The sequence below is a fragment of the Thermaerobacillus caldiproteolyticus genome, from assembly GCF_015326725.1.
GTDB lineage: Bacteria > Bacillota > Bacilli > Bacillales > Anoxybacillaceae > Thermaerobacillus > Thermaerobacillus caldiproteolyticus.
Genome location: NZ_CP064060.1, coordinates 1,620,249 through 1,642,643, shown reverse-complemented (window position 1 = coordinate 1,642,643; position 22,395 = coordinate 1,620,249). Strand labels below are relative to the sequence as shown.

Below are 22,395 nucleotides of genomic sequence, written 5' to 3'. Positions count from 1 at the left end.
TTAACTCTGTTTAGCAACATCGCTTGTCGCATGTAGGGCTTCTTTTCTAACTTTATTTATATAATTGCTGTTTAAACCGGTTTCGGTTTCAACATTGTAAAAGTTCATCATTCTAAAAAATGATCATGTAATCAGTCCAGATGGCTTGAATTTTTATGTTAGAAATTCTATTAATAGCGCTCTCCAATAGTAGGGGATATTGAAGCAGGTAAAATTTTTGCGAATCAAGTTTTGATATGGGAACATCGTAACTATTCCGTGTTTTGAATACTTCCATGAATATGGTTGATGCTTATTTTTTAACATATAACATATCTTTTTGATTTAGGGAAAGAGCTATTCTTTCTGTAGACTGTCCATTTTTAATCATCTTTTTGTAAAAATATGCAAATTGTATATGGACTAAAATGTTGGTGGAGGATGATAAGCAAAAATAAAGAAAGAGGACTCCCTTCTTGATATAGTAATAGGTGACAAAACTAAACTCTCAAGAAAGGAAGGTCCTCTATAATGACAGATACCATGTTTTCAATGAATTGAAAAGAGCTAGAATCGGATTATTTCAGGAATTATAGGGATTATTTTCTATTTGATGGTGTAGATATGAAATCCTCTTGGTGAAATACTCGAGAAAAGCGGGACCATCGGAGATATAAAAGACAACTATTGATACTGTATTCGGTCCAGTTACATTTCGATATCGGTATGATCGGGGGCAGGAAAACAAAAAGTGGGGGTTTTGTTAGATCATCGAACTGAGTGCAGCGGTCCTTCGTATCGAATACAGCCTATCAATTAGAGATGTTTATGACGTATCAAGTCCATAGTCATAAGATGATTCGCCAACGCCTATTAGCATGTCACGTTAAGACAAAACCAGCGTATGCGGAAGCTCCTGCGATGGTGTTGTTTGTGGAGGGGGACGGAGTCGTTACCCATATGCAGCGACACGAACAGAAATATAAAGAACAGAAAGTCGCAGTCGTTCACAAAGGACGAAAATAAGAGAAAAAACAAATCCGGCTCGTACAAAAAAGAATTATCATCAAGAAGGGGGTTGAAGAGTTTTTATACCAACACTATGCGCAGGATCACCATGCATGGTTAGTCATCAACGGAGAGGGAGTTCTTTAGATTGTGACGTGTACCGGGGGATGTATACATATTGATCGATCCCATATTGCCAGGGGACTGAAAACCTATCTACAGAATCATAAAGAGATGTAAGAGATGTATCGGAAAGCATTGGTGCAATATGACGAGAAGGTCTTGCCGACCTGTTGCGTTCGCTAGAGCGGATTTTTGATCTAAGGTGCACGAATGGGAGTGATTTGTGGCATGGCTTGAAGCGAATCGATCGTATATCTATGATTACCGGGACGTGTTGAAACATGCAAATACCATGCGATGGAATCAATAGAAGCGATAATGTGGGGCTTTGCCGGACGAATGAAATCAAAATACAGTTGGATGGAAACAGGTGCCAGTGAGATGGATCGGTCTGATGAAAAACGGTGCAATTGAGCCAATGTGACGCTTCACTGAAGATATGAAAGAAACAGATATCAAGGGACATATGAAGCAATGGGGATTGAAAGAAGCGCTGAGAAATTATCGAAGTTATTCAGACAACCTTCCCCTTTTGGATATCCAACCAAGTTCTCCATGTGAATGTGGACAGGGGGGGGCGGAATCCATAAAAAGTTTTAAAAAACAAGGCGGAAAGAGAGAAATGAAAGAGGAGAAAAAGTATAGAAAACGCTTACAAACAATCCTATTTTAAAAGTAAAAAAGGGGAAGAAGCTTCCGCGAAAATTTGACTCATACTGCAATTGTTGACTTGTATAAATTCATTTTTAATATGAAACAATTACAAGGAGGTAGGCATGGGTGTTACAGGATATCACGATCTAAAGATAGTGGCTCTTTTCATGATTGTTGCTATTATTTCTTTTTGTTTATCTCTCAATGTATTGTTAAGAACCATACATGGTCAAACGAATAGAACAATATGGATATTAATTGGAGCAACAACAATAGGTTTAGGAATTTGGTCCATGCATTTTATAGGGATGTTAGGGTATCAATTGGATAATACTGCTTTAACTATTTTTTCACTTTTCTTAGCAGTGTTAGGCCCTTTTTTTGCCTTATATTTTGTAAGAAGCTCCAAAGCAAAATTTTCTGCCGTCATAATTGGCAGTATTTTTATAGGAATGTCTATGATTTTAATGCACTATATTGGGATGTCCTACCTAGAAACAGGATTATCAATCTATTGTAATAAATATTTGATTTTATTATCAATTATTGCTGCATTTTCCGTTTCCTTTCTATCTGTATTTTTTTCATTCTTTTTTATCAATCATCATTCAAAGTATAACTTTTTAAAAAAAATGGCTTGTTCCGTCATGGTGGGAAGTGGACTTTCAGCAATGCATTATACGGTGATGAAAGGAATTTCATTTTGTTACATTCAAGGGGATATGGATTTTGGGATTCGTTCTTCCGCCCTTATGGTTTCAATTAATCATTTAACTTATGTGATCGGTTTTATTATATTAATCATCTTGCTTGCGACGATATTTATTGCCTGTGCAGACCGTGATGGAGTATTAAAATTGAAAGAATTGACTGAAGTGCATTATAAATGTTTATTCGACTATAGTCCATCTCTAGTGTTATCGGTGAATCTTCGGGGAGTGATTATGAGTGTAAATCCAAAAGGGACAGAATTATTGGGGGGAAATACGGATGAATTAATTTCAACCTCTTTTTACTCTTTTTTTCCAGAGAAGGAACATAAAAAAATTAAGGAAGGATTTAGAAAAATAGAGCAAGGAAATTCTTGTAGTTTTGTTGCTTCCATTATAGATAAATATGGAAAAGAAATTCCTATGCAAATCACTTTGATTCCGATTGTTTACAATGAAAAAACAATCGGGTTATTTGCTGTTGGAAGAGATATAACAGAACTGCTCAAGTATAAAGTACGTATTGAAAAAGCACAAAGAGATTTGCAAGATACAGTTCGTCGACAGCAAGGGCTGATTTTTAAATTTGTTAAAAAAGGAGAATCATTTATCCATACATTGTGTGGCGGCGAGTTGCTTCGCAAATTAGGATTATCCTCACGTGATATTATAGGAAAAACCTTGCATGATTTTTTTCCTAAGTCTATTGCTGATCAGAAAATGGCATATTATCAGCAAGCTTGGGAGGGACAAACGTTATATTGCGAAGGTAACATAAATGGTATTAGTTATTTAGCAAGCCTTTGTCCCGTAAAAAAAAATGGCAAAGTCATTGAGGTCATTGGTTCCGCGATTGATATTACGGAACGAAAAAATATGGAGCAGGCTATTATTCGTGCAAAAGAAGAAGCAGAAAAAGCAAACGAGGCTAAGTCGGAACTGATTTCGAAAATGAGCCACGAGCTCCGGACACCATTAAATGGGATTCTAGGTTTTGCCCAATTGTTAGAAATGGATCATTCTTTAAACAGCCAACAACGGGAATTTGTACAAGAAATATTAAATGGCGCCCGGCATTTGGTGAATCTAGTAAATGAAATATTGGATCTCGCGAGAATCGAAACTGGAAAGTTAAAAATAACTTATGATGTTATTAGACCTGATTCCATTATTGATGAAAGTATCAAATTAATTCAGCCTTTGGCAAACAAGAGAAATATACAAATCATTAATCAAGTAAGACTAGATGAACATGATTACGTGTATATTGATTCCACAAGATTTAGACAAATTTTACTAAATTTATTAGATAACGCAGTAAAATATAATCGTGAAAATGGCAGAGTGATAATTACCGGGAGAAGTGAAGGAGGAAAGATATATATACATGTAAAAGACAGCGGAATCGGCATTCCTGAAGAAGAATGTGACAGGATTTTCGAACCATTTTACCGAATACAGGGGACAGGAGTCGATGGCACTGGTATTGGCTTGGCTTTTGTCAAGCAACTTATTCAATTAATGGGTGGATCCATTGGAGTAGAAAGTAAATTAGGAGTAGGCAGTGATTTTTGGATTAGTCTTCCCGCCATGAAAGATATTACTTTTTCTAGCGAACGGTTGAATTATACTCATTTGTATGTAGAGAGATTGTCGCAAATGGGACGAAAGAACATTTTATATATTGAGGACAACCTAGCGAATTTAAAATTAATGGAAAAAATATTCGAATCGTTTCCCAGCTTCTCATTATTTTCTGCGAACTGTGGAAGAGACGGCTTAGATATTGCTTTTAAGGGGAGAATAGACCTAATTCTTGTTGATATAAACCTTCCAGACATAAATGGATATGAGGTATTAGAGGAATTACAAAGGAATGAACGAACAAACAAAATTCCTGTGGTAGCCCTTAGTGCTAATGCCATGCCCATCGAAATACAAAAAGCATTAAAAAAAGGATTTAAGGAATATATTACAAAACCATTAGAAGTTGAACAATTTTTAAGAAAACTAGAACAAATTTTTACACAGGATGAAATGTAAGAGAATTGGCCTCTTCAGTTGGGGCAATTCTCTTTTTTTATCAGTTTTTGCAAGATAATGTCGTAAAATGTCGGAAAAAATGTCTAATATGTCCCGTCTCTATTCTAATAAGGAATCATAGTTGTCTGATATGCGCATAGATGATTAGACAAACAGGAAGAAAAAAATTATATTCAATTTCACACATAGGGATGTTCAAAGTAAGTGGTTGTATAAGGTGTACGTTAGCTGCTGTCGCATATCAAATTGTGAATTGAGGGAGTATCCTATGAATTTTTGTATTAGAACGTGGCTGGTTGAGGGAAAGCAATTTGAACATGTTTATCAACCGATTTGGGATTTAGATACTTGGAATATATTTGGCTATGAAGCATTAATGCGTGTTGTAAATAAAGCTGTACCAAATGTAGAGCATTTGTTTCAAAGAGCCAGGGAAGAAGGATGTTTATACGAACTTGACACTATGGCTATTGAGAATTCAATATCTAATTTTCCTTTTTCTCACTTAAATAAACAATTACTATTTTTAAATATTTATCCCTCAACGATCCTTCATGAGCATTTTGAGGATTTCTTAGATGATTTAATTAGAAAGTATCCAGTGATACGCGACCGAATCGTATTTGAGCTGAATGAAACTAGGGATGAAGAAGACATTTGGGAGACTGCTCAGTTAAAAGAGAAAATACAAATTGTAAAAAAATATGGATTTTATGTGGCGATCGATGATGTTGGAAAAGGAGTATTCACGCTTCAAAGGATCATTGAATTTCAACCAGACTATATCAAGTTGGATCGGTATTTCTCAGAAGAGCTAGCCATGAATAAAGAAAAGCAGCAAATGATTTCTTTACTAGCAAACTATTGTAAGAGAAAAATGGTGTTAGTGTTGGAAGGGATTGAAAAAGAAATTGATTTAGCTCAAGCAAAATTACTAAGAGTACCAGCGGCACAAGGTTATCTTTTAGGAGAACCTCAAAAATTATTTTAAAATAATGATTTTGGTTGAAAATAATATTAAACTTTATTACTGGCAGGTGCAAAACGGTGTTGTATTTAGCACGGAGAAGTGAATTTTCTGCAGCTCATAGTTATCGGATTGAAGGTTGGAGTGAAGAGGAAAATCAAAGAGTTTTTGGGTTATGTAGTAATCCAAACGGCCATGGTCATGATTATCAACTGGAGGTAACTGTTAAAGGAAATGTAAATCCGTTATCAGGTATCGTATTAAACATTACAGAAATTGATCGCGTTATTAAAAAATTTGTTGAAAACGAACTGGACGGAAAATTTTTGAACCGGGAACATTTTTACTTTCAAAAGCACATCCCTACTACCGAAGTAATAGCTACATATATTTGGAATTCGTTAGAACCTCGATTTAACGGTTGTAAGCTTCATAAAATCAGATTACAAGAAAATGATGATATTTACTCGGTAAAGGAGGAAGGAGAGTTGGTGCAGCTAACAAGAAAATATCATTTCAGCAGTGCGCATCGTTTGCATAGTCATCAGTTAACAGAAGAAGAAAATCAAAAATTATTCGGGAAATGCAATAATTTGTACGGCCACGGTCACAATTATTATTTAGAAGTTACCGTAATTGGTGAACCTGACCCTATTACGGGCATGGTCGTTAACTTAATGGAACTTGATGAAATCGTGGATAGAGAGGTCATAAAAAAGTTTGATCATAAACATCTCAACCTAGACACTGAAGAGTTTAAGGAAATAAACCCGACATCTGAAAATATAGCTATTGTCATTTGGGAACTTCTATCTCCACATATTTCAAACCTTTATAAAATTGGTCTTTGGGAAACACAAAGAAACTACTTTGAATATTTCGGTCCACATAAGGGGCAATAAGCATGTTCGATTTTGAAAAATTAAGAGGAAAAACGATTGTCATTACAGGAGCCAGTCGCGGCATAGGATATGAAACCGCGAGACAATTGGCTAATTTCGGTACTAACTTAGTTTTGGGGAGCCGTAATATTACAAATCTCAGTTTGGAAGGGTTCGAGCGTGCGAGTAGTGTTTCGCTTGTTGAGGTAGATGTTTCAGACGAAGATTCTGTTAAAAAATTTTTTCAGGATACAGTTGAGAAATATGGTTCGGTAGATGTACTGATTAATAGTGCTGGAACAGGGGTTTTTGCAAGTATTTTAGAGTCAGATACACAAGATTTTGACATGATGATATCTGTAAATTTAAAAGGTACTTACCTTTGTTCGAAGTATTTCGGGAAACATATGATAGAGCAAAAGAATGGGAGAATCTTGAACATTGTATCCATCGCAGGAATAACGGCCATACCCGGCTGTGGGGGATACTGTGCATCGAAATTTGGCGTATTAGGATTAACGCGAGTTCTTCAAGCTGAGCTTCGATCCCATGGTGTATATGTTTCAGCGGTGATTCCCGGGGCAGTAAACAGCAAGTTTTGGGATAATATCGAACCTAAACCGGATATCAGAAAGATGATTTCAGTAGAGACATTAGCCAAACATATCATTTATTTACTGATACAACCGGAGGACGCTTCCATTGATGAAGTAGTGATTACACCGCCTCTCGGAATATTGTAAGGAGGCGAGTGGGACAGTGGCAGGAATATTTAAAAGTTTCTTTCGTAGAACCGATCATTCAACCAATCATTCCTCCTTATTCTGTACCCCGGATTTGCCTTTATCAGAGCTATTGTATAGAACGAAAAGAGGGTTTTTGGCAAGAAAACTGGGGCAATATATTGGAATGAACTCGAAAGATACGGAACTATTTCTTTATGATTCGTTAATAAACAAGACATTCAAGAATGCCTCTACGGATGAAGCAAGATATTTACTTTATTTAAGCGAATCACTGCTCGAATGGGGGAGAAGTGGTGAAGATATTCCCGCAAAAGTAAACACATTGAACCAAAATACAGACATCATTAACGCAATGTTAAAAGCATATGACATCTACAAAGATGAATTGTTTGGTGATTTAGCTCAATCGGAGAAAGAGGAGCCGAGAACTCCTGAACAACAAGTAGTAAGTGATGAAAAGTGGGAAGTATATCGCGATGTTATATATGCGGCTACTCAAGAAAAATTTTTGCTAATAAAGGAAGAAGAAATCGAGCAATTTAAAAAGGGGAAAGTCGTTTGTGAAGAAGAGGTTAAGACGCGTTCAGATATTCCGAAATGCAGAAATTTAGTCAAAGAGATTTTTGAGGAAATGGGAATTAGCAAATCGGTTGCGATGAGCTGGTTACTAGTAGTATCTGAAGCTATTACTAACATTATCAAACATGCCGAAGAAGGAAAAATGACTTTAGTAAAAGATGAATTGACAAATGAATTGCGGTTCATTGTGGAGGATAAAGGTCCGGGTTTTTCTGTGAAAGAATTACCAAAAACTACTTTACTTGCTGGATATTCGACAAAGAAGTCATTAGGGCAAGGGTTTACGCTAATGATGAAAATTGCAAAAAAAATATTATTATTTACATCTCCGCGAGGTTCTACACTGATTTTAATTTTCGAACTGGAAGAAGGAAAGGGGGAGGGGTTAAATGCTACTGGATAAAGAAAGAAGCATGAGTACGATCGAAAAAACTCTTCTTACAGCTAAGTTCATCGATGGATTTTGGGATCGCTGGATTGTGCATGGCGTGAAACGAGAGGACATTATATTTGTTCGCTCCTCTCTTTCCAGTAAAGAAGATTGGATGAAAAGATGGGGAACACTTGCAGACTTATTGATGCAAAAAGCAGAGGCGCTTCCAAGTGTAGAAGCGGAGATCGTATTTCGGACAGCCGGTCTTTATTATCATTTAATGCAATGGCTTATACCAGAGAGAAATGACGAAAAAAAGAAGTGGTTAAACCAAAGTCTTAAAGCTGTTCGAATTGCTGATGATTTATCGCATATTGAAACACACTATGTTCAACTAGATGTAGATCAGAAAAAATGTTTTGGACGAGTTTGCATTCCTTCAGCCCCAAAAGGGATCATCATTATAATTAATCCTCTAGATTCAACAAAAGAAGAGCTTTTTACGTATGAAATGGATTTTTTAGAGAAGAGATTTGTCACAATCAGCTTCGACGGTCCAGGTCAAGGGGAGACATATGTGTTTAGCAGTTTGAAAGGAACGAAAAAACGGTGGGAAAAGTTCGTCAATTTATTAATTGAATTTGCATCTTCTAATTTCTCACTGCCTATTTATGTGTTTGGGACAAGTTCAGGGGCTTCTTGGGCCGTTTATAGTAGCTGTCATCCAAAAGTGGTGAAAGCTGTTGCGGTCTCGCCAGCATTTTTAAGCGAAGAAATCAGCCTGCCTGATTACTTTACGGAGCGAGTACGCTTTGTAAGCGAACAAGAAGATAAATGGTTACCTTGTTTTGAAAAGTTAGCATTTCGCAATCCAGTTCTATTAATACATGGCAGGCAAGATGTTATGGTATCCAGTGAAGATATCTATAACTTATATCAACATTTGCCAAATGGAAAGAAACTTTTAGAGTTCGATGACGAGGGTCATTGTTGTAACTACAAACTTCCTGAAATCCGTCAGTACGCTATGACATGGTTTCAAGAGAAATGAAGGTGAAAAAATGAGCTTTGAAGAATTTCGCCAATTGATTTCAGAAATATCGAAAATACCGGTAGAACAAATTAACAAAAATTCTTCCTTTCGAAACGATTTAGGAATTGATTCATTACAAATGGTGAATCTACTTATTGAAGTAGCAGCAAAATTAAAATTAGAGTTACATATGATTCAAAGCCGTTTAGATTTTCAAACCGTAGGTGGGTTATATGAGTCTTTCGTCAAGGAGAGGGAATGATGGGGAGCTTATATCAATGGATTTTTAATAGCGAAAACTTAGATGTAAATAAAAAAGTTTTAACAACGCAAACAGGAGATTTTTCGTTATACGATATTCAAAAAGGTGTAGAAACATATATTTCTCTTTTAAAACGAATAGGAGCAATCCGTGGGAAAAGGGTCGCATTAATTGTTCCAAGTGTACCGAGCTTTTTAAATTTATTATTGGCGGTTAACCAACTGGAAGGGATTATAGTGCCAATTAGCCCATTTTTAAGAAAAGATGATTTAACAAAAATTCTTGAATTTATCAAACCACATATCGTTTTTACGATTAAGCAATATAATGGCTTTGATTTTTCTAAAACAGTCTATGATTGGGCGCATTCTATAAAAGAAGAAACCGTTATTTTTGAATCTGATAATTGCTTGAATTGGGGCACACTGGTAGTCGAAGGACCTCCGAAACCTGTTGAAAATGAGTGTATCGATATTATAGGTTGTACATCTGGTAGCACTGGTATTCCCAAAGGAGTAATGGTTGATTTAGAATTTATTAAATTTACAGCTGAAGCATTATCAACTTCAATGGTGCTTTCAAAAGAGGATCGATTGTTTGGTATGGTTCCTGTTTCCGGATTATTCGGACTATGTTTATTACTAACAGCTATTAAAAGGCAGGTACACTTTGTTGTGACTGAATCATTTAGCTTTCCAGATATTATTCAGTTACTAAAAGAACATTCAGCTAATAAGCTCGTTACAAGCCCTTCTTTATTTAGAGCATTATATTTATTGACAAGAGACGATGAAGATACCTTTTATAAACCATTAACAATAGTTGGGCTTGGAGGTGAAAGTATTTCACCAGACTTTATCCAGACAGTGTCATCCATCAAAAATTGCAAAATGATAAATATGTACGGTCTTAGTGAGCTCGGATGTATTATGTTCAGTAAAAATGATATCCGAACAGGAATAGAGTGGGCTTTAACACCAGGAGCAGAGATTAACGTAGTAAACGTTTCTGACGAAGGAATCGGCGAGCTTACTGTTAAAACACCAAACGGATTTTTAGGCTATTATCAGCGCCCAGATTTAACGGAAGAAGTCTATAGAAATGGATGGTTTTATACAGGTGACTTGGTCCGGGTTACGAATGGAGCGAAGATTGAATTTGTTGGCCGCAAAAAGGATATGATTAAAAAAGGCGGGCAACAAGTGATTCCAGGTGAAATTGAAAAGCTACTCACTGATCACCCAAATGTTGAAAAAGCGGTAGTTGTTGGGGTTCCACATTCTATTTTTGGAGAACAAGTAGTTGCCTTTGTTGTTGGACGAGGAAAAGTAGATACGGGTGAGCTTTATTCCTTTTGCCAAGATAAAGTAGCAAGATATAAAGTACCTGATCAAATTTTTATCGTGGATGAAATTCCTGTAAGTCAAGGGAAAGTCGATAAAGTGACATTACGTCAATGGGCGTTAGAGAAGAACTATAAATAAAGCCAAACATGAGGAGCTAGCGCATGAAACACGTGACATTAAGAAGACGGTTTTTGACACAAGTATTTTCTTTATTAATCGTTATTGCTATTTTGTCGGCAGGGATTCAAGTTTACTTTATGAACCAACAAATAAAATCTAATATTTACGAAAAATCTACTCCAATTGCTAACAGTATCGAACGAGGGATAGAGGAAACGGATTTAGCTTCAAAAATGATTGAGCAGCAAATTGATTTCAAAATGATTGCTATAGCCAAACACATTGGTGATCTTCTTCAGACTCAAAAGGTCGAAAATATTAAAAATGAACAATTGCTAAAAATTAAAAAGGATTTCAATCTAGCAGGCTTAACGATTTTTGCTAGAAAAGATAACGATATTGTAGCGGTTAAATCTACAGATGTGAAAGACATCGGGTTTAGTACAAAAAGCTACGGAGAACTTGTTTATCGAAATATGAACGCCGTTTTAAAAGGGGAAGAGCCGGTAGTTCAAGAGGGATATACGGATAAAAGTATATTAGTTCTTCCAATCGTTAAATCCGGCTCCCATAAGGAGCAACCGTTATTTTTCAAGTATGCATACTATCATCCGCCTGGTTCAGACTATATCGTCAATCCATTCATAGAGGCACAGGAAGTATATAAATTTACGCAAGAAGTAGGACCGGGACGATTGATTAGTCAAATAGAACAAAGAAATCCTTATGTGAAAGAAATTTCTGTTCTTAATCCGAAAGTTTTTAAAAATCCAAGTTTAGAAATGAATTTTTATCCTCCATTACGAAAAGTGGAGCATGGTGATTTTAAATATCAAACGAAAGAAGATGTGGAAATCCTTAAACAAATGGTAGACCATCCAGTAAAACGTATCTCACTACAAAAAGTAAATGGCGAAAAACTGTACAAAGTTTTTTTACCAATTAATGATAACAGAGTCATTTATTTAGCATTAGATTACAGTAAAATGACAATACCATTTTATAAATATTCGATTATTTTAATGGTTTCAAGTTTACTATCTTTACTTGTTTTATTTTTAATCACAGTTCCGTTTTTTAATCAAATTTACGAAAACATTCAAAGAGTGAAAGAACAAATCCAGCTGTTAGCTGATGGAGATTTAACAGTGAAAAGCCGGGTGAAAGATGGCAGTGAGTTGGAGATTTTATCAAATAGCGTAAATAAAATGGTAAATAAGCTACATTCGCTGGTGTCAGATACAAGAGAACAAGCAGTAAAAACTCAACGTCTATCTGTAATGTTAGAGGCGGAAGCTTCGCAATCGGTTGAGAAGATGTATGAATTATCAACAGAAACAACGATTCAGTCAAGGGAACAGTTGCATGAAATCCACGAATTTTTAGATGAAATCGAAGAAGTGCTAAACACTTTACCGAATGACGAAAACACAAAAGCGATTTTTGACAAAATGGATGCCATGAGACAAATAGCAAATGATCGGACTGCAACAACGACTGAGATGACCATTCAGCTATCTGATTTACTGCAATCTCTACATGGACAATCTAAGGAGCTTTCAAATATCGCTAATACGCTGCTTCAGCAAATAAGCCGTTTTAAACTTTAAAAGGAGTTAGAAGATAAGCAGTTCGTTGATTTATACATTCTCGCTAAAGGGGGGAATCAATTTGACATTAGCCGTTCAAAGGGAGTATTCGAATGGGACTGTCGTCTTAAAGATCAAAGGAATTTTAGATATATCTACCGCTCATTTATTTGAAACTTATATTCAGGAAATCGAGGATATTGAAGAGTTAATCGTTGATTTTTCTAATTTAGAATTTATCGATTCTACTGGCATCGGTGCGATAATGGAAGTTATCTATTTATCAAAAGAAAAACAATTTCTAATTAAATTACGGGGGATCAACCAACAAATTTACGATATTTTGGAGACAGTCGGTTTATTCAAGGTGCTGGAAGCGGTTCAAGGGGAGGTGGTCTAATGTATTTGAATGAGTATAAACATGTACATGGACTAACCTCTTCGAATGATCACGTTATGGAGAAATGGTTAGAGCGAGAGATTAATTTAGCGAGAAATATTCAAACAAAGCTGTTAAATGGCTCAATTCCAAGTATAAGGGATGCAGAAATACAGGGAATTTCCATCCCTGCAAGGTTAATAGGCGGAGATTACTATGATTTTTATCCTTTAGAAAATGACAAAGTTCGCATTGTCATTGGCGATGTTATGGGAAAAGGGATCCCAGCGGCTATGTTGATGATTTTGACGCGTGGAGCTTTTCGTAGTGCAGCAGAAAGTACGAAAGGCCCTGCAGAAACGCTGACTGCTATGAACAAAGCTCTTTGTCAAGATTTGCGCTTATTAAAATCATTTGTCACTTTGTTTTGTGCTGATTGGAACCCAATAACGAACGTTCTTACATATGCAAGTGCAGGTCATAATATGCCTTTGCTTGTAAAAGGAAAGGAAAAAAAGGTAATGGAGCTCCCTAAAGCGTTAGGGATTATGGTTGGTGCTTTTACTGACCACGTATACGAAGAAAAGAGAGTGGAATTAGAAGAGAACGACACGGTTTTCTTTTATACAGACGGTATCGTGGAAGCTGAGAATAAAGATCGGGAACAATTTAAACGTGAACGTCTCATCAACACTTTATTACAACATTTAGATAAAAATGTGGATGAAATCGGGAAGCATGTAGTTGAAGCAATTCATACATTTACGGAAGGAGTTCCGCAAAAGGATGATATTACGATGGTAATACTGAAAGTCAATAAAAAAAGTGATATGACAAAAACAAACTTTTCCTTTATCAGCTCGAAGGAGTAGAGCAAAATGGGACAAACGATCATTTCTAAAGGACGTAATATAGAAGAAGCGATCAATATAGGATTAGAGATTCTGAAAAGTACTCGTGAGGAAGTGCTGATTGAAATTATTCAAAAGGAAACAAAAGGGATTTTACGTATTGGTTCCAAACCCGCCATTGTAAAACTTACAAAAACCCAAGAACGAAAGAAAGAAAATAAAGAGGAACTTCGTGAGTTTAATAGTGTTCACGATATTGAAGAGGTAATTAAAAATTTAGATTTTAATTCACATGTATCTATGACTGATGAAAAACAAGAAATTCAAAAGCTATGTTTACAAGATGAACTCGAAGGAAAAGTGTGGGTGAAAAATGGGAAAATTTTTTGTAAGCCCTCTCCTCTGCACTATCCAACGATTACGGTCGGACGAGGTGTTAAGCTTTTTAAAAATAATGAATTAGTCACAGGTACAACGGTAGTAACAGAAACTGACCAATTTGACATTAAAGTCGAAGAAGAAGTTACAGAGACTAAGTGGAATATAACGATCGATCGAGACAAATTAAATGTAATTTTACATATAGAACCAGGAATGAGAAAAAGTTTTACGATAAAAGACATTGAACCTGATTATCATATTGAGCTGAACGCAGAGGAACACATTGAGATTCGAAATGACCTTCAGTATGAACAAATATTACAGGAGCTCGAAACATTAAATGTTGTTCGAGGGATTGACTTTAATGAAATTAAAAATGCAGTAAATACTAAAAAGATTAGTAGCTTTATTATTGCTAGAGGCATAAAACCGAAAGAAGGAAAAAATGGATGGATAGAGTTAAAAGTAAATGTTGATATCCAACAAATGAGACCGAAGCTTCGTGAAGATGGAACAGTAGATTTTCGGGAATTAAAAAATATCCCAACAGTTCGTAAAGGACAAGTGATTGCCATTGTTCATCCCCCAGTTCCTGGGCTGCCTGGTATGACAGTAACGAATGAGCCGATTCCGGCCCAACCTACCTATCCAGTCAAAGTCCAGTTAGGGAAAGGGGTTACAACAGTAGAAAATGGAACAAAAATTGTTGCTACCGAAACAGGGCGCCCTTATTTTGAACAAAAAGGAATGTTAGTTCAAGTATCTATTATTGAAAAGTTCATTCATCAAGGGGATGTAGATATTGCTTCGGGCAACATTCGCTTTAAAGGGGATGTAGATATACTGGGCAATGTTGAAGATGGAATGAGTGTTGAAGCGGATGGAAATATTACAATATTCAAAAACGTTAACCGGGCGAATATTATATCAAAACAGGCGATTTTTATTCGGCAAAATGTCATTGGAAGTCAAATTTCCTCTGGGAAAAATAACATACTTATTTCAGAGTTAGTCCATTTATTAAGTATTATTGAAGAACATATCGAAAAATTAATTCTCTCTATTAAACAATTAATGGCTTCCTCAGCGTTTAAAGTGACTGATTTGAAGCAAAATGGCCTGTTTCCTTTAATTAAATTACTGTTAAGTCATAAATTCCGCGTACTAGTGACAACGACGAAACAATATATGGAGGTTAGCAAAAAAGGAAACCGTTTGCTAGAGCAAAGCTGGCTTGATCTTTCTGAACAATTCCGTCTCTGTTTCTTTGCTCACGTTCCAAATGAGTGGCATTCTCTTGAACAACTTACAATATTGCTAGCGAATATAAGAGAATTAGTAAATAAAAGTCAAACTGAAGACAACCAAAATAGCTATGTTGAGTTATTGTATGCATTAAATAGCACAATATATTGCAGCGGCGATGTAGCAGTGCTAGGGCAGGGATGCTATAATTGTAAAATTCATGCAGGAGGTTCTTTGAAAATCAACGGAGTAGTACGTGGAGGAGAAGTGTATGCACGGCTAGGTGCGACGATTAAAGAGACAGGCTCAGAGACAGGTGTTTTGACGCGTATCATTGTTCCGTCCGATCAAACAATTAAAATCGAACTTGCTAGGGAAGGAACGGTTATTCAAATCGGTAAGGTGAAATACACTTTTCAAAAAGAACAGCATTTTGTTGAGGCTTCTCTGAATGAAAAAGAACAAATTGTTTTTAATTAATGGAGAGCGGGGAGATACTGTATGTTTTCATATGAATTGGTTCAAGACGGACAGAGTGTAACTATTTATTTCAAAGGAGACTTAGATATCGAAGTTACCGAAATAATGGAAGAAATTATACAGGAATTACAATTTTTCGAAACGATTCATATAAACTTATCCGAAGTCCTGTTTGTAGATTCTACCGGAATTGGTTTACTTATTAATTTAGTAAATACATTAAAACAAGAAAATAAACATGTAATGATTTCCGGCACACAGCCTGAGGTAGAGGAAGTATTTAAAATCATTCAATTGAAAGAAATATTGGGTGAGGAGATATTTGTAAAGTGAGGTAGTGTTTATATGAGGAAGGAGAAGGGGGGGAGGTGGAACAATAGATGGATTCTTTGAAAATTATTATTGCAGATGACAACGTGTCTTCTAGAACTCTTTTATGTCACTTCATTCATTTATTACCACAATATAAAATTGTCGGGGAAGCAGCAAGTGGGGAAGATTTTGTTCAGTTGGTCTTGAAAGAAAAACCTGATATTGTGTTAGTGGATATAAACATGCCTGATCTAAATGGGATGGAAGCGGTAAAGTTATGCAAACAACTGCTTCCTACCTTACAGGTTATTTTTATAACTGGTTATGACGAATTTGCTGTTGAAGCTTTTGAAATCTCTGCAACAGATTATATTGTCAAACCGATTGAACGAACGCGTCTCTTTAATGCCTTAGAAAAAGCTCGCAGACTAATCCAGTTATCAAATCAAACTAACTTATCAATAAAAGCCAAAAACAAAAGGCTTGGTATCAAGTCGCAAAATTCGATTCTTTTTCTTCCTATGGAAGATATTTTGTTTGCAGAAAAAGAAAATCGAAAAACAGTGGTTCATACCTCACATGAAAGATATGAAACGACAGAGACTCTAAACGAAATTGAAAATAAATTAGACGATTATTTTTTCAAAACTCATCGTTCTTATATCGTGAATTTAGAAAAAATAGTAAAAATTGAACCAGCAGGGGAAACTTATTTAGCCTATTTTATCGACAGCAATAAGTTTGCATACATTTCCAAATTAAAGATAAATGAAGTTCAAAGGAAGATCCTTAATATTCATAAAATTAAATGACGCATGTTATTCATATCATTGTACATAATCTTGATATATAAGAAGTTTTTATCCCTAGGTTGAAGGTTCATTACCCGTGATGATAGTTGTTGTTCAACTGCACTAAGAACTACATAGGTATGAGCTAAGAAAATTACTTCTAACGCAGTTTCACACCCATGGAGATATTTATCGAACGAATGGAAGTCATCGAAACGGATCCGTTCCAATAATACTGTTTCGACGTTTTTGTTTCCGACGAACTCAATTGTTGTAGTCATTGGCTATTTTTGCGTGAGGGAGTCCATCATGGCACCACGCAGTTTGGTTTGAGATATCCCCAACGTGTAAGGATGAGGCAGTGGCTCCATGATTTCTTCTGCCACCATGACATTGTGATACGAAGCCGGCGCGATGATATTATTCATTATCGGCCTTGCTGGTGAGCCGAATCTGCACTTTCAATCCATACAGCTTGTCGACAAAGTCGACAAGCTGAGTCCTTCGCATCCAGCGAATCTTGCATAGGTAAGTCTCTGATTCTAATCAATTTGTAATCTGCTATGTCTCCAAACGCAATCCTCGTTGTGGCTCCTTCATTAGATTTTCAAAGTATACTGCTTTTGTAATATGGTCTGTCCGCATAACGATAAAATTCTTTAATAAAACCGCGGTACGTACAAATGGGTATTCTCTGTCATTGCTATCAGTACGGTTTCATTGAACGGTTTAATTCCAATGATAATAGGTTCTGTGATGAGAGGTATTTCTTCTTTACGAATCAAATACAGAAAACTATCTGCACTTGTAGGAATCCCATACTGCTTAGAAACTTTATTAGCAGTCTCTGTACTTAGGGAAAGGCAAGATGTTGGAGAAAGGTGGTCAAGCGATGGGGACGTCTAGCATAAGGAGACCACCAATCTGAAAATCGCTCCGTAAAAATACGTTGTGAACGTGCAGAATGATCACAAAAGAATTTCCTTACACGTACATGCAAAAAAACTTGTAACGATAAAATAGTTATATTCTGAATCACACGCCAGTATCGACTGTGAACAAGAGAAGAAGGCATGTCACATGATGAACAAAGATTAGATTTTTGTTGAGATTGGATATACAACTTTACGCACGAATAGTTAACAGAATAAAACAGCAACTTCCAATCCTTATAGAATGTTTGCAGTTCCAAAATAAAACCTCCCATGGTAATAGTTTATTACTATAATGACCACGAGAGGTGTTCACCAAAATTGGGGGAGAATCATTTTATTATCGCTGATTACATAATAATTTAATTTCATAAATTGAAGGGGATTTTTATTTGATTCGTAACTACATTTAAAGAACAATTTTTTATTCTACTTATATAAAAAATTCTTTATAGCTTTTTTATTTTGCTCTATATCTATATCTAGTACAGCACCAATTTGGGGATATGTTACATTTTCAAAGGATCCGTCTATAGGAATTCTAAAGAAGTCAATATTTTTTGTATTACTGGAAAGAAATGAAGTCAGTATCGATAAAACTTCTTTATATTCCATGTTTGTTAGTATATAAGGCTGTATTGTACCTATTACACCTGGTAATTTTACTATCCCTTTAATACTAATAAATTCATCGGCAATTTGTTTTAAAACTTCCTGCTGTCTCCGTACTCTGCCAAAGTCGCTTTCTGCGTCTTTTCTAAACCTTACATACCCTAGCAATTCTTTTCCATGAAGTTTTTGAACACCCGGATGTAGTGTAACTCCTATTCCTTTAGACATTTCTTTTTCTACATTAATTTCAATTCCCTCAGGGAAAGCCTTATCTATTGCTTTAGTAAATCCCTTAAAATCAACTAATACAAAATATTCAACATCAATTCCAAAGTTTTCCTTTATCGTTTTTCTAAGTAGCTCAGGTCCTCCATAAGCATGAGCTGCGTTAATTTTATCTTTTCCATGTCCTGGTATAGAAACATATGAATCCCGCATAATAGATGCGATCTTAAACTTTTTTGCCTCTGGGTCATATTGAGCTATCATAATAGTATCCGCACGAGATTTCTCTTCTCCTCTTGCATCGATACCAAATAATAAAATATTTATTTTTTTTGATTTATCTTTTACTCCCTTAAATTCAATATTTTCATGTTGTAAAGATGAACTATTTCGAGAGTTTTTTAGACTTTGTTGGTATTCAACGAAAATATATAATAGTATTCCTAAAAATAATAAAACTAAAATCAAAAAGAATATTAATAGTTTTTTTCTTTTGCGTTTTTTTAATCTATTAGCATGTCTTTTATTCTTCATATTCAACGCAACCCTCTCTATGATCGATCATGTTAATGAAACTAAGAATAAATTATCAGATTATATAGAAGAAAACAATCAAAACTAGGAGAAAAGTTAACGTATGAACGTGTTGGAAAACACAGAATGAATGCATATTCATCCTCTTGAGAGTTATCAAAACAAACTACTAAGAGGTAGACATTATTATGATTTTCAATTTGGTTATTTATATGGTCTAGCGAAAAGGTACTGTCAAGAATTTTGTGTAATGTAAGATAGATAGGGTATCTTTGAAATGGATTTAAAATAGAGTGGGGGTCTGTTTGAGAAGAGAGAATCTCCTTATTTTGTTGATTTACAATATGTGGTTAATTGTAACGTTCTTCAAACATTTGCTGGAGGGCTTCATGCGCTTCGGCAAATCCGCGTAACTTTCTCCCTGCCCATTTCTCATTAAAGTTTTGGATGGTCAAATACACGACTTTTTTAGCGGCTTCTAAACTGCTCAAACTGTTCATCGGTTTTTAGGCGTTTTCGAATCTCCTTGATCGTTTGTTCGATGGCATTGGTCGTGTCAATCACACTTTTGCCAATTTCACGCGTACTCATGCCGCTTTGATACATCTTAATGATTGCTTCCCCGAGCCAGCCGGTATGGCGTTGGTAAGGGGCGAGTAACTGCGTTTGAAAATCCGCGTTTCGGTCTCTTGAAACCAAAAGATCTTCAATCCGACCATATTGTGTATCTAGATGTCGTTGATAGTAGCCGTTTCTCATATTCGATGTTCCAGCTTGTTCAATCTCGAAGAAATTTTTCATTTCTTCTCGCATCATCAGCTCTAATTTTCCTTCACAAACTGCCGAATGACACTTTCCAGTTAATGAGCCCAGTCTACATAGACCATAGGTAGGGTACTTCTTTCTCTGGAATGTGTGATAGTTAAATCGGAGAATACCCTACCTTTTTTCTTTTGTTTTTATACATCATCGATAAAATCAGGTGACTTCTAATGTTTAATCCAAAAACCATATAAAAGTAAGACATTCATCAGAATCATATATAGTATAAACTGAACAATCATTATAGCTGCCACTTCTTTAAACTTCTCAGCCAAGAAAAAAGTAGCTAGGTACCCTACAAGAAACTCCAACATTGGAGCCCATACTATCAACCATTTCATATATTTCCTCCAGGTTCATCTTTAAGGTCTAATAGTTCAATTTCAATAATTAAAAAATATTAGTAGTTTTTTGGCGTCTTTTTAATCTACTAGCATTTCTTTTATTCTTCATATTCAACGCAACCCTCTCTATGATCGATCATGTTAATGAAACTAAGAATAAATTATCAGATTATATAGAAGAAAACAATCAAAACTAGGAGAAAAGTTAACGTATGAACGTGTTGGAAAACACAGAATGAATGCATATTCATCCTCTTGAGAGTTATCAAAACAAGCTGCCAAGAGGTAGACATTATTATGATTTCTAATTGGTTATTTATATGGTCTAACGAAAAGAAGCTTATTTGGATATATCGATTCACTATCGTTATCCGAATCAAAGTATGTGATAGGGAGGTATTCAATTCCAAAAATTCCTAATTAGCTTCAAAGTTTATTTCGAATAATGGCTACTGATTTGCTGTTGTAGTAAAGGGGTACCAGTAATATTTCTTTGATTGGACAAATGCTTGTAAGGATGGTTGCAAAATGAAACAACAAAATCATCTAAGAGGGGACTTTTTATTTTGTCGAAAGCGCTATACAAAAAGGGATGTTTGGTGTATAGATATAATTGGTATATGTATATGCTGGAGGGATAGTAATGAAAAAATGGTGGTTGTTGGTTATTAGTGCAATCATTTTTGCAGCTATTACCGGGTGTAGTGGAGGAGAAACAACTAAGGAAGAAAAGAAAGAGAATAAGCCTGCTGCAAGTCAATCTTCGGAAGAGAAAAAAACTTTTGCGGTTAATATAGACGCGACAGGACAATTAAATGAATATTTGGATACTAATTTTAGTATGACAACTTGGTATCCACACATTAAGGTTGTAGAAATTGAGGAAAATAAAGCTGTTGTACATATTGATACAAACGATCAAGAGATTGCCAAAAAAATCGCTATGAGTATTTGGGGATGGACCAACGCTCATAATAACAAGTTGAAACTGGATGTTGTCGAGTTATTAGATCCAGAAGGTCAAACTGTATTCATTGAGGAAAACCCATTAAAATAATCCTGCTCAAATGAGCAGGATTATTCGCTTCGCATAAGATGAAAAGATTACGGGGCTGAATCTAGTAGCATCTTTGTAAATTTAATAATTTCTAGCATTTACAGGGAATATTCTTAAAAAAGCGGTTATATCACGACTTTTCAGACATTCCCTTTTTCGAAGAGGTGATTCATCGGCTGTGTACATCTGCTAGGTCTATGATTAAAAAATACCCCGACTGTTAGAGTATACTGTTTTTTCTAAAAGAATTCGGAGCGATTCAGTTGTACTAATAACTGCTGCCGAGTTTTGATTGCTCTTATCTCCCGTACAGTTTATCAAAAGGGGCTAAGCCTATAGTTGTCGGGAATATTGTTTTTATTCTATTTATTAGTTTTTGTGGTAATTTATTTAATTTAAACATCTAGGACGACACTATCTTTTTGTGAGCAGCCTTGATGATCAATTTTTGGTTCTTAATGTCTGTCAACTTTATCACTTATGCATTGAGAATTACTCTAGGAGCATAAACGGATTTTTAAGCCTTCAATCTAATCCTCTCATGTGATCCGCATCTGGGAGTGTTACGAACTTGGGCGCAGTGCTAGTTCCAGTGAAATAGTGTTTTTAGTTAATACCCTCATATTTTTCTCTTCCTCTTGATGCGTGTTCCTTGATGCATGTTCCGGATCGATTATACAATTACTTACATGGAAACAAAAGTAGAAAATGACATTGGAGGTGTACGAATGAAATCTACAGGTATTGTTCGCAAAGTGGATGAATTAGGTCGCATTGTTATTCCTATGGAGTTACGTCGTACACTCAATATTAATATTAAAGACCCAATAGAAATCTTTTTAGACGGAGACTGTATTATCTTACAAAAATATAAGCCAGACATGACCTGCATGGTTACAGGTAAAGTGTCTGACGACAACTTGAAGCTTGCTGGCGGTAAAATCATTTTAAGTCGTGAAGGTGCGGAGCAACTCATGAAAGAGATTGAAAGTTTATTGCAATAAATCCCTGCCGATT

22 protein-coding genes and 1 pseudogene are annotated in these 22,395 nt (G+C 35.6%); 18 read left to right on the top strand and 5 right to left on the bottom strand.

Features of this window, described 5'->3' with window-relative positions; genetic code table 11:
• The first annotated feature begins 807 nt into the window (after positions 1–807).
• The gene (locus ISX45_RS08040; RefSeq protein ID WP_194520459.1) at positions 808–1,005 is read left to right on the top strand and encodes a hypothetical protein; all 198 of its coding nucleotides are present in this window, start codon (positions 808–810) and stop codon (positions 1,003–1,005) included.
• A 302-nt stretch (positions 1,006–1,307) separates the two neighbouring features.
• Here the strand turns inward: ISX45_RS08040 and ISX45_RS08035 are convergent, their stop codons facing one another.
• Positions 1,308–1,529: a hypothetical protein gene (locus ISX45_RS08035; RefSeq protein ID WP_194520458.1), complete on the bottom strand. Its 222-nt coding sequence runs from the start codon at positions 1,527–1,529 to the stop codon at positions 1,308–1,310.
• A 20-nt stretch (positions 1,530–1,549) separates the two neighbouring features.
• Here ISX45_RS08035 and ISX45_RS08030 point away from each other — a divergent pair, with 20 nt between their 5' ends.
• From ISX45_RS08030 to ISX45_RS07960, 15 genes are all read left to right on the top strand, one after another.
• Complete coding sequence (locus ISX45_RS08030; protein ID WP_194520457.1) at positions 1,550–1,783, top strand: hypothetical protein; 234 nt, start codon at positions 1,550–1,552, stop codon at positions 1,781–1,783.
• A gap of 103 nt (positions 1,784–1,886) precedes the next feature.
• Complete coding sequence (locus tag ISX45_RS08025; RefSeq protein WP_194520456.1) at positions 1,887–4,517, top strand: ATP-binding protein; 2,631 nt, start codon at positions 1,887–1,889, stop codon at positions 4,515–4,517.
• A 268-nt stretch (positions 4,518–4,785) separates the two neighbouring features.
• Positions 4,786–5,508: an EAL domain-containing protein gene (locus tag ISX45_RS08020; RefSeq protein WP_194520455.1), complete on the top strand. Its 723-nt coding sequence runs from the start codon at positions 4,786–4,788 to the stop codon at positions 5,506–5,508.
• A 56-nt stretch (positions 5,509–5,564) separates the two neighbouring features.
• Positions 5,565–6,386 (top strand): 6-carboxytetrahydropterin synthase, encoded by an 822-nt coding sequence (locus ISX45_RS08015; RefSeq protein WP_181556054.1) that lies wholly within the window; start codon positions 5,565–5,567, stop codon positions 6,384–6,386.
• 2 nt (positions 6,387–6,388) lie between these two features.
• On the top strand, positions 6,389–7,108 hold the full coding sequence (locus ISX45_RS08010; RefSeq protein WP_181556055.1) for an SDR family oxidoreductase: 720 nt from the start codon (positions 6,389–6,391) through the stop codon (positions 7,106–7,108).
• A 136-nt stretch (positions 7,109–7,244) separates the two neighbouring features.
• On the top strand, positions 7,245–8,093 hold the full coding sequence (locus ISX45_RS08005) for an ATP-binding protein (RefSeq protein WP_228485674.1): 849 nt from the start codon (positions 7,245–7,247) through the stop codon (positions 8,091–8,093).
• Positions 8,080–9,114, top strand: coding sequence for an alpha/beta hydrolase (locus tag ISX45_RS08000; RefSeq protein ID WP_194520453.1), 1,035 nt, complete (start codon positions 8,080–8,082; stop codon positions 9,112–9,114). The genes ISX45_RS08005 and ISX45_RS08000 overlap by 14 nt, the downstream gene beginning before the upstream one ends.
• A gap of 10 nt (positions 9,115–9,124) precedes the next feature.
• Positions 9,125–9,358 (top strand): acyl carrier protein, encoded by a 234-nt coding sequence (locus ISX45_RS07995; RefSeq protein ID WP_181556057.1) that lies wholly within the window; start codon positions 9,125–9,127, stop codon positions 9,356–9,358.
• A complete protein-coding gene (locus ISX45_RS07990; RefSeq protein ID WP_228485673.1) occupies positions 9,355–10,842 on the top strand; it encodes a class I adenylate-forming enzyme family protein in 1,488 nt (495 codons plus the stop codon). Before ISX45_RS07995 ends, ISX45_RS07990 begins: the two co-directional genes overlap by 4 nt.
• A gap of 23 nt (positions 10,843–10,865) precedes the next feature.
• On the top strand, positions 10,866–12,434 hold the full coding sequence (locus ISX45_RS07985) for a methyl-accepting chemotaxis protein (protein WP_194520452.1): 1,569 nt from the start codon (positions 10,866–10,868) through the stop codon (positions 12,432–12,434).
• Positions 12,435–12,495: 61 nt separating this feature from the next.
• A complete protein-coding gene (locus ISX45_RS07980) occupies positions 12,496–12,813 on the top strand; it encodes an STAS domain-containing protein (RefSeq protein ID WP_181556060.1) in 318 nt (105 codons plus the stop codon).
• Positions 12,813–13,664 carry a PP2C family protein-serine/threonine phosphatase gene (locus ISX45_RS07975; protein WP_181556061.1) on the top strand — a complete coding sequence of 284 codons (852 nt, stop codon included), beginning with the start codon at positions 12,813–12,815 and terminating at the stop codon, positions 13,662–13,664. The genes ISX45_RS07980 and ISX45_RS07975 overlap by 1 nt, the downstream gene beginning before the upstream one ends.
• A gap of 6 nt (positions 13,665–13,670) precedes the next feature.
• Positions 13,671–15,749: a FapA family protein gene (locus ISX45_RS07970; RefSeq protein WP_181556062.1), complete on the top strand. Its 2,079-nt coding sequence runs from the start codon at positions 13,671–13,673 to the stop codon at positions 15,747–15,749.
• Between the two features lie 21 nt (positions 15,750–15,770).
• Complete coding sequence (locus tag ISX45_RS07965; RefSeq protein ID WP_181556063.1) at positions 15,771–16,082, top strand: STAS domain-containing protein; 312 nt, start codon at positions 15,771–15,773, stop codon at positions 16,080–16,082.
• A gap of 47 nt (positions 16,083–16,129) precedes the next feature.
• Positions 16,130–16,873, top strand: a complete 744-nt coding sequence (locus ISX45_RS07960; protein WP_181556064.1) for a LytR/AlgR family response regulator transcription factor — start codon at positions 16,130–16,132, stop codon at positions 16,871–16,873.
• Between the two features lie 832 nt (positions 16,874–17,705).
• Here the strand turns inward: ISX45_RS07960 and ISX45_RS20255 are convergent.
• The 4 genes and pseudogenes from ISX45_RS20255 to ISX45_RS07945 all read right to left on the bottom strand — a co-directional run bounded on the left by ISX45_RS20255 (position 17,706) and on the right by ISX45_RS07945 (position 20,318).
• Complete coding sequence (locus tag ISX45_RS20255; RefSeq protein ID WP_373367376.1) at positions 17,706–18,059, bottom strand: transposase family protein; 354 nt, start codon at positions 18,057–18,059, stop codon at positions 17,706–17,708.
• Positions 18,060–18,213: 154 nt separating this feature from the next.
• Positions 18,214–19,155, bottom strand: a complete 942-nt coding sequence (locus tag ISX45_RS07955; RefSeq protein ID WP_181556126.1) for an LCP family protein — start codon at positions 19,153–19,155, stop codon at positions 18,214–18,216.
• A 350-nt stretch (positions 19,156–19,505) separates the two neighbouring features.
• Positions 19,506–20,015, bottom strand: a pseudogene (locus ISX45_RS07950) (transposase).
• Between the two features lie 129 nt (positions 20,016–20,144).
• Positions 20,145–20,318 carry a hypothetical protein gene (locus ISX45_RS07945; RefSeq protein WP_194520451.1) on the bottom strand — a complete coding sequence of 58 codons (174 nt, stop codon included), beginning with the start codon at positions 20,316–20,318 and terminating at the stop codon, positions 20,145–20,147.
• Positions 20,319–20,964: 646 nt separating this feature from the next.
• Here ISX45_RS07945 and ISX45_RS07940 point away from each other — a divergent pair.
• Positions 20,965–21,378 (top strand): hypothetical protein, encoded by a 414-nt coding sequence (locus ISX45_RS07940; protein ID WP_181556065.1) that lies wholly within the window; start codon positions 20,965–20,967, stop codon positions 21,376–21,378.
• 728 nt (positions 21,379–22,106) lie between these two features.
• Positions 22,107–22,382, top strand: a complete 276-nt coding sequence (locus ISX45_RS07935; protein WP_181556066.1) for a transition state genes transcriptional regulator AbrB — start codon at positions 22,107–22,109, stop codon at positions 22,380–22,382.
• Positions 22,383–22,395 lie beyond the last annotated feature (13 nt).